Source organism: Litorisediminicola beolgyonensis (genome assembly GCF_042679605.1).
In the GTDB taxonomy this organism is placed as follows: Bacteria; Pseudomonadota; Alphaproteobacteria; order Rhodobacterales; family Rhodobacteraceae; genus Litorisediminicola; species Litorisediminicola beolgyonensis.
Window position 1 is genome coordinate 50513 of record NZ_JBHTMU010000027.1, and the last position, 7908, is coordinate 58420.

General features: G+C 67.1%; 8 protein-coding genes and 1 pseudogene. 7 read left to right on the plus strand and 2 right to left on the minus strand.

Annotation, left to right across the window (positions count from 1 at the left end; translation table 11 throughout):
• Nucleotides 1-63: 63 nt before the first annotated feature.
• Nucleotides 64-189 carry a hypothetical protein gene (locus ACFQ4E_RS14330; protein WP_386804706.1) on the plus strand — a complete coding sequence of 42 codons (126 nt, stop codon included), beginning with the start codon at nt 64-66 and terminating at the stop codon, nt 187-189.
• 73 nt (nt 190-262) lie between these two features.
• On the opposite strand, the gene ilvC is transcribed toward ACFQ4E_RS14330, so the two are convergent.
• Nucleotides 263-1285, minus strand: a complete 1023-nt coding sequence (ilvC, locus tag ACFQ4E_RS14335; RefSeq protein ID WP_386804708.1) for a ketol-acid reductoisomerase — start codon at nt 1283-1285, stop codon at nt 263-265.
• Between the two features lie 131 nt (nt 1286-1416).
• On the opposite strand from ilvC, the gene ACFQ4E_RS14340 reads away from it, so the two are divergent.
• Entirely contained in the window at nt 1417-1872 is a 456-nt protein-coding gene (locus ACFQ4E_RS14340; RefSeq protein ID WP_386804710.1) for an Lrp/AsnC family transcriptional regulator, read from the plus strand.
• 73 nt (nt 1873-1945) lie between these two features.
• Nucleotides 1946-2401, plus strand: coding sequence for an Lrp/AsnC family transcriptional regulator (locus tag ACFQ4E_RS14345; RefSeq protein ID WP_386804712.1), 456 nt, complete (start codon nt 1946-1948; stop codon nt 2399-2401).
• A 7-nt stretch (nt 2402-2408) separates the two neighbouring features.
• On the opposite strand, the gene ACFQ4E_RS14350 is transcribed toward ACFQ4E_RS14345, so the two are convergent.
• Complete coding sequence (locus ACFQ4E_RS14350; protein ID WP_386804714.1) at nt 2409-3506, minus strand: Hint domain-containing protein; 1098 nt, start codon at nt 3504-3506, stop codon at nt 2409-2411.
• Nucleotides 3507-3729: 223 nt separating this feature from the next.
• On the opposite strand from ACFQ4E_RS14350, the gene ACFQ4E_RS14355 reads away from it, so the two are divergent.
• From ACFQ4E_RS14355 to ACFQ4E_RS14370, 4 genes and pseudogenes are all read left to right on the plus strand, one after another.
• The gene (locus ACFQ4E_RS14355) at nt 3730-4854 is read left to right on the plus strand and encodes an aminotransferase class V-fold PLP-dependent enzyme (RefSeq protein ID WP_386804716.1); all 1125 of its coding nucleotides are present in this window, start codon (nt 3730-3732) and stop codon (nt 4852-4854) included.
• Nucleotides 4855-5073: 219 nt separating this feature from the next.
• The gene (locus ACFQ4E_RS14360; RefSeq protein WP_386804718.1) at nt 5074-7035 is read left to right on the plus strand and encodes a heme lyase CcmF/NrfE family subunit; all 1962 of its coding nucleotides are present in this window, start codon (nt 5074-5076) and stop codon (nt 7033-7035) included.
• Nucleotides 7032-7514, plus strand: a complete 483-nt coding sequence (locus ACFQ4E_RS14365; protein WP_386804720.1) for a cytochrome c-type biogenesis protein — start codon at nt 7032-7034, stop codon at nt 7512-7514. The genes ACFQ4E_RS14360 and ACFQ4E_RS14365 overlap by 4 nt, the downstream gene beginning before the upstream one ends.
• A gap of 171 nt (nt 7515-7685) precedes the next feature.
• A pseudogene (locus ACFQ4E_RS14370) lies at nt 7686-7908 on the plus strand (DUF2087 domain-containing protein); the annotation flags it as partial.

Here is a 7908-nt window from a genome sequence, read left to right on the forward strand (position 1 = left end):
CGGAACGGCCAGTCCGCTCCTGACGTTTTTCCCCGACAGTTCAACGTCACAGGGAGATACGTCATGGAATACACCTACATCATTCCGATCGTCACATTGATCGCGCTCCTGAGCCTTACCGTGGCCAGGGCGAGCGTCAATTTGCGCCGCTGGGCCAAGATCATGCAGGCGGACGAGGGCGACCGGTAATCGGCAGCTCCGCGGGGTCGAGACCGCGGAGGCAGGTGCCCGCGACGCCGCGGGCACCCTTTTCGAGGCGCGATCAGTTGCGCTCTTTGTCGACCATCTTGCCAGCCGAGATCCACGGCATCATGCCGCGCAGCTTCTCGCCGACCTGCTCGATCTGGTGCTCGTCGTTCAGGCGACGGGTGCCCTTGAAGAACGGCTGGCCGACGGTGTTCTCCTGCATGAAGTCCCGGACGAACTTGCCGGTCTGGATGTCGGTCAGAACCGCCTTCATCCGCGCTTTGGTCTCGTCGTAGGGCAGGATGCGCGGGCCCGAGACATACTCGCCATACTCGGCGGTGTTCGAGATCGAGTAGTTCATGTTGGCGATGCCGCCTTCGTAGATCAGGTCCACGATCAGCTTCACCTCGTGCAGGCACTCGAAATAGGCCATCTCGGGGGCATAGCCCGCCTCGACCAGGGTCTCGAAGCCCATCCGGATCAGCTCGACAAGGCCGCCGCAGAGCACGGCCTGCTCGCCGAAGAGGTCGGTTTCGCACTCTTCGCGGAAGTTGGTCTCGATGATGCCCGAGCGGCCGCCGCCGATGGCCGAGCAGTAGGACAGGCCGATCTCGAGCGCCTTGCCGGACGCGTCCTGATGGACCGCCACGAGGCAGGGCACGCCGCCGCCCTTGGTGTATTCGCCGCGCACGGTGTGGCCGGGGCCCTTCGGCGCCATCATGATGACGTCGACGCCGGGCTTCGGCTCGATCAGGCCGAAATGCACGTTCAGGCCGTGGGCAAAGGCGATGGCCGCGCCGTCCTTGAGGTTGTCATGCACGTATTTCTTGTAGGTTTCCGCCTGCAGCTCGTCGGGCATGGTGAACATGATCAGGTCGCACCAGGCCGCCGCTTCGGCGATGCCCATGACCTGCAGGCCTTCGCCTTCGGCCTTCTTGGCCGAGGCCGAGCCCTCGCGCAGGGCGACGACGACGTTCTTGGCGCCCGAATCGCGCAGGTTCAGGGCATGGGCATGACCCTGGGAGCCGTAGCCCAGGATCGCCACCTTCATGTCCTTGATCAGGTTGATGTCGCAGTCACGGTCGTAATAGACGCGCATGATTTCGTCCTTCCGGTTTGATTTGTGGCGGGCACTCTAGGCCCGGCGGCGCGAGAGCGGTTGCGTTTTTGATGCGTATTTCGGAAAAAGAAGAAGCATCATTCGCGCTCTTGAGGATTCCCGGAGAAATCATGCTGGACGACACCGACCGCCGCATCTTGCGCCAGTATCAGGCCGCGCCCGAGGAGCCCTCCGAGGCTCTGGCCGAGCGCGCGGGCGTCACCCCCTCGACGCTGGCGCGGCGGCTGGCGCGGATGCGCGAGACCGGCGTGTTGCGCGGGGTGCGGGGCGTGATCGACTGGGCGCAGCTCGGCTACGCGGTCGAGGTGTCGCTGAGGGTCACGCTCGACAAATCGGTTCCGAACGCGCTCGACGCCTTTGTCGCCGCGGCCCGGGAGGTGCAGGAAGTGCTGGAGATCCAGACCTTTCTCGGCCAGGTCGATGTGCGCCTCGCGGTGATCGCGCGCGATCTGGAAGACTACCAGCGGCTTTACCGCGACCATCTTCTGGCCTTGCCGCATATGACCGATCTCGAAGCGCTCATGCATGTGGCGCGGCTCAAGACCGACGAGACCTTGCCGCTATGATGCGTGCTGCTTTGCCTCAAGAACACCGCCCAAGGTGCAGAATTTTCATTAAAATTCTGCGTGCGTCGCGCTCATGATCGCCCTCGACGATCTCGACCGCGCGCTGATCCGCGCGCTGGCGGAGGATGCGACCCTCTCCGCGGGCGCGCTTGGCCGCCGGTTCGGGCTCAGCCAGCCCGCCGCCTGGCGCCGGATCAAGCGGCTGCGCAAGGCGGGGGTCTTTCGCGGACAGCGGCTCGACCTCGACCAGCAGGCCTTGGGCTTCGGGGTGACGGTGTTTCTCGGCGTCAAGCTGGCCACCAAGGGGCGGCTGAGCCTCGCCGAGTTCGAGCGCGCGGTGCAGGCCATCCCCGAGGTGCAGACCGTCGAGCATGTGCTGGGCATGTATGATTACCGCCTGCGCGTCGTCGCTCGGGATCTTTCGGATTTCGAGCGCGTGCTGCGCCGCCGGATCATGGTGCTGCCCGGTGTCGGCGGTCTCGATGCGAACGTGCTTCTGTCGGAAGAGCGGCGCCCCGGGCCGCTTTAATGGGCGCTCAGGCGCGCCTGAGCGCCGCCGCCTCGAAGCCCCGGAGCGCGGTGCGCGACATCTCGGACGCGGGCGCGCTGTGGGCGACCTGCGGGAAGATCGCGAGGATCTCGTCCCGCGCATGGTCCGAGACCGCGTCCAGCGCCTGCGGGCCGGGAAAAAGCGTCTCGGCTGGCGCGCCCTCGGCAAAGACGATCTCGTGGCGGTCGCAGAGGATGTGGAAATAGGTGATCTGCGCGCAGGGGACCCGGCGGATGGTCGCGTCATTGACGAGATGCTTGGCGGCGACCAGCACCTCGGGTTCGCCGAAGAGCAGCTCTGCCGTAGCGCCCGAGATCAGCATCCGGTGATTGGGCGACACGGTCAGGTCGCGCAGGTTGCCGAGCGCACCCGCCCGGATCCGGATCGGCGCCGAGGCACCGCGCCCGTCGAACGCCGCCCCGCCGATCCAGCGGATCGGTTGCGCCCTGTGATCGAGGGTCGTGACCAGGTCGCCCTCGCGGAGCGTCTCGATCGCCCGCGGCCCGTCCGGTGTCTCGATCAGGGTGCCGCGCGCGAAACAGATCGCGACGAGATCGTTCAGCGCCGCGGAAAAGGCACCATCCGCGGCTTCGAGCCCGGTGATCGTGCCGTCCTGATCGTAATCGACATCGGTGAAGGTATCGATCTTCACCACGCCGTCCTGGTCGAGCCCGGCGAAGATGTCGAGCCCCGAGGCCAGCGTCAGCTGCCCCAGTTCGGGCGCATCGGCATCCTCGGAGACCAGGAGCTCGGCATCGAATTCCAGATAGGTGTCGCCCATGGTCTTGCGCCCGACATCGAGGTCGATCCCGCCCTCGGGGCCGTCGTAGCTGTATTCGTACTTGGCGATGTCGTGGTAATAATCATAGGCGTTGTCATAGACGATCATCCCGGTGATCACCGAGCTGTCGGTCAGGACGCCGTTCTCTTCCGCGCCCTCGACCAGGAAGACGATGATGTCGTCATCCTCGAAAAGCTGGGTGCCGGAATGGATGAACATCGCGCCGCCGTCACGCGCGGGCGTGTTTGTGTTCGCATCGCCGGCGATGCTGAATCCGTTCAGGATGAGCGTCGTGGACGCCATAGCTTTCTGCTCGTCTGGCACGGGCCGTTCTCGGCCTCTGACGCCACTCTCTGCCTCAGTTCAGCCCAGTTTCCGTGCCGTTAACGGAAATGAAAGACCGCTTTTACCGCGGCTTAATCTCGCCTTAACCCTGCGACTTTCTGGCCACGCGCCTCGCACGGGCTTTGCCGCGCCCGGGCTTTCATTTATGCGTGCGGGGACAAGGCGTTTCAGGGAGGACCAGATGGCGCTTCTAGACACAGTCGATCCCGACGGGCTCGAGGAGTTTTCCGTCGTCTTCACCGACCGCTCGCTCAACCACATGAGCCAAGCCTTCCAGGAGGTGATGCGCGACATCTCCTCGATGCTGAAAGAGGTCTATGCCGCCGATGCGGTGGTGCTCGTGCCCGGCGGCGGCAGCTACGGGATGGAGGCGGTCGCCCGCCAGTTCGGCCAGGGCACCGACGTGCTCGTCGTCCGCAACGGCTGGTTCTCCTATCGCTGGTCGCAGATCTTCGAGGCCGGGGGCTTCGGCGGCGAGACGACGGTGATGAAGGCGCGCCAGACCGGCAACGCGGTGGACGCGCCCTTCGCGCCCGCGCCGATCGAAGAGCTCGAGGCGCGGATCCGCGAGACCCGGCCCGGTCTGGTCTTCGCCCCGCATGTCGAGACCTCCGCCGGGATCATCCTTCCGGACGACTACGTGACCCGGCTCGCCGCGGCAGCGCATGAGGTCGGCGCGCTGATGGTGCTCGACTGCATCGCCTCGGGCTGCGCCTGGGTGGACATGGCCAAGACCGGCGTCGACGTCCTGATCTCGGCACCGCAGAAGGGCTGGTCGGCCACGCCGTCGGCGGGACTGGTGATGCTCTCGGCGCGCGCGGTCGCACGGATGGAGGAGACCGCGTCGAACAGCTTCGCCGTCGATCTGAAGAAATGGCACCAGATCATGACCGCCTACGAGACCGGCGGCCACGCCTATCACGCGACGATGCCCACCGACGGGCTCCGCGCCTTCCGCGACACCATGGCCGAGACCCGCGACTACGGGTTCGAGCGCCTGCGTGCCGCGCAATGGGAGCTGGGCGACCGGGTGCGCGCCTATCTCGCCGAGAAGGGCGTGAAGAGCGTCGCGGCGCCGGGCTTCGGCGCGCCGGGCGTGGTGGTGAGCTACACCTCCGATCCCGAGATCCAGTCCGGCCGGGCCTTCGTGAAACACGGCATGCAGATCGCCGCCGGGGTGCCGCTTGCCTGCGACGAGCCACAGGGCTTCTCGACCTTCCGCCTCGGGCTCTTCGGGCTCGACAAGCTCTACGACGTCGACGGCACGGTGGCGCGCCTCTCCAAGGTTCTGGACGCGGTCCTGTAAGAAAAAGGGGAGGGGGCGCTGCCCCCTCTTGGCCTGACGGCCAATTCACCCCCGGCGGTATTTGGGAAAAAGAGAAGCAGGAAGAGCGCTGCGCCCCTGAGGCTTCTTCTTTTTCCAAATACGCACTGCGACGCCGGGGCCGGGCGCTGCCTTTCGGGTGGCGCGAATGTGACGGGGCCGGGGATTGGAGCGCGGTCTCCGAGAGGTTAGGAGTGAAACATGATCACTGAGCTTGGACATTTCGCCCTCATCCTCGCCTTTCTCGTGGCGCTGGTGCAGATGACCGTGCCGCTTGTCGGCGCGCAGAAGCGCTGGCCGGGATGGATGGCGGTGGCGGAACCCGCGGCGACCGCGCAGTTCCTCCTGGTGGCGATCAGCTTCGCGGCGCTGGTCCATGCCTTCGTGGTCTCGGATTTCTCGCTTCGGCTGGTCGTGTTGAACTCGCATTCGGCGAAGCCGCTTCTCTACAAGATCTCCGGCACCTGGGGGAACCACGAGGGCTCGATGCTGCTCTGGGTGCTGATCCTGGCGCTTTTCGGCGCCATGGCGGCCTGGTTCGGCGGCAATCTCCCGCCCTCGCTCCGCGCCCGAGTGCTGGCGGTGCAGGCGAGCGTCGCGGTGGCTTTCTACGCCTTCATCCTCTGGACCTCGAACCCGTTCATCCGGCTCGCGACCCCGCCTTTCGATGGGCAGGATCTGAACCCGCTGCTCCAAGACCCAGGTCTCGCCTTCCATCCGCCGTTTCTCTATCTCGGCTATGTCGGGCTCTCGATCTGCTTCTCCTTCGCGGTCGCCGCGTTGATCGAGGGCCGGGTCGACGCTGCCTGGGGTCGCTGGGTTCGGCCCTGGACGCTGGCCTCCTGGGCCTTCCTGACCATCGGCATCGGACTCGGGTCCTGGTGGGCCTATTACGAGCTTGGCTGGGGCGGGTTCTGGTTCTGGGACCCGGTCGAGAACGCCTCCTTCATGCCCTGGCTCTTCGCCGCCGCGCTCCTCCATTCGGCCATCGTCGTCGAGAAGCGCGAGGCGCTGAAGAGCTGGACGATCCTTCTTGCGATCCTGGCCTTCGGCTTCTCGCTCATCGGCACCTTCATCGTGCGCTCGGGCGTGCTGACGAGCGTGCATGCCTTTGCCAACGATCCCGAGCGGGGCGTCTTCATCCTGGGCATCCTCGTGCTCTTCACCGGCGGCGCGCTGACGCTCTACGCCGCCCGGGCCAACGCCATGCAGGCCAAGGGGGTCTTCGGGCTCGTCAGCCGCGAGAGCGCACTTGTCCTGAACAACATCCTTCTGGCGGTCTCGTCGCTCGTGGTTTTCGTCGGCACGATCTGGCCTTTGGTTGCGGAGATGGTGCTGGGGCGGAAGCTCTCGGTCGGGCCGCCCTTCTTCAACATGGCCTTCACGCCCTTCATGCTGGTCCTCGGCCTCATCCTTCCCCTGGGCGCGATGCTGGCATGGAAGCGCGGGCGGATCGGGCGCACGGCGCGCACGCTCGTTCCGGCCTTCGTCCTGGCGCTCGCGCTTGCCGCACTTGTCTGGGCGATGCAAACCGGACGTTCGGCGATGGGGCCGGTCGGCGTGTTCCTCGGGGCCTGGCTGGTCGCGGGCGCGGCCACCGATCTCTGGACCCGCACGGGCCGTTCGGGCGCGTCCCGCCTCCTGCGCCTGCCGCGGGCCGATTGGGGCAAGGCGGTCGCCCATGCCGGGCTCGGCATCACCATGCTGGGCGTCGCCGGGCTGACCGCTTGGCAGGAGGAGGACATCCGGGTCGCCCAGATCGGCGAGCGGTTCGAGGTCGGCGGGTTCGAGCTGGAGCTTCTCGATGTCTCCCGGGTCGAGGGGCCGAACTACTTCTCGACCATGGGCGAGGTGGCGCTCCGGCAGGGCGGCGACGAGATCGCCCGGCTCTACCCCGAAAAGCGCAACTACCCGGTCGCGCGCATGCCCACCACCGAGGCCGCCATCGATTACCGCGTGATGCGCGACGTCTATGTCGTGATCGGCGATGCGCAGGATGGCGGCGGGTGGGTCGTGCGGACCTATATCAAGCCGCTGGCCAACTGGATCTGGGCGGGCTGCCTTCTGATGGCGCTCGGCGGCGGGCTCAGCCTGTCCGACCGCCGGTTCCGGGTCGCGGCCGGAGCGAAGAAGACCAGCGCGCGCTCGGTGCCCGCCGAATGAAGCGCGTCGTCCTGATCTGTCTGCTTCTGGCCTGCGCGCCGGTCCTGTCGATCGTGACGGCCACCGAGGCCCATGCCGTGCTGCCCGACGAGGTGCTCGACGACCCGGCGCTCGAGGCACGGGCGCGCGAGCTCTCGAAGGGGCTGCGCTGCCTGGTCTGCCAGAACGAGTCGATCGACGAATCGAACGCCTCGCTGGCGCGCGACCTCCGGATCCTGGTCCGCGAGCGGCTCGTGGCGGGCGATAGCGATGCCGAGGTGATCGACTTCGTGGTGGAGCGCTATGGCGAGTTCGTCCTCCTGAAGCCCCAGACCGGCGGCTGGAACTGGCTCCTCTGGGCCGCGGGCCCGTTGATGCTTCTCCTCGCGCTGGGGCTCGGGGCGGGCTATCTGCGCGGGCGCGCCACGGCCACGCCCGAAACCGAGGCGGGGCTGTCCGACGAGGAACGCGCGCGGCTCGACGCTCTTCTGAAGGAGTGACAGGGCGGCGCGCGCGTGCTAGCCCTCGGGCAGGGTCGCGAGGAGACCCAGGCTCCGCCATTCGCTGAACCCTCGCATCTGAGAACCGGACATCCCCCCACGGACTGTCGCGGGACAAGGGCGGACCTCCCGGCCCGCGCTCGGGTCCCGGCAGTCGATGCGGAGGCGTCCATGACCCGTCAGCCGGTCTCGCTCACCATTCCCGATCTCTCCCGCTTCGCGCGCAGCCTGCGCGGTGGCCTGGCCCAGCCGCCCGGCCAGCAGGAGACGCTCAATCTACTCGCCCGCGCCGCGGGCTTTCGCAATTTCCAGCATCTGAGCGCGCGCCAGCGGGGGGCGCCGCCGCCCGCCGATGCCGAGGCGGTGGCCCGGGCGCTGCGCGCCTTCGACGGAG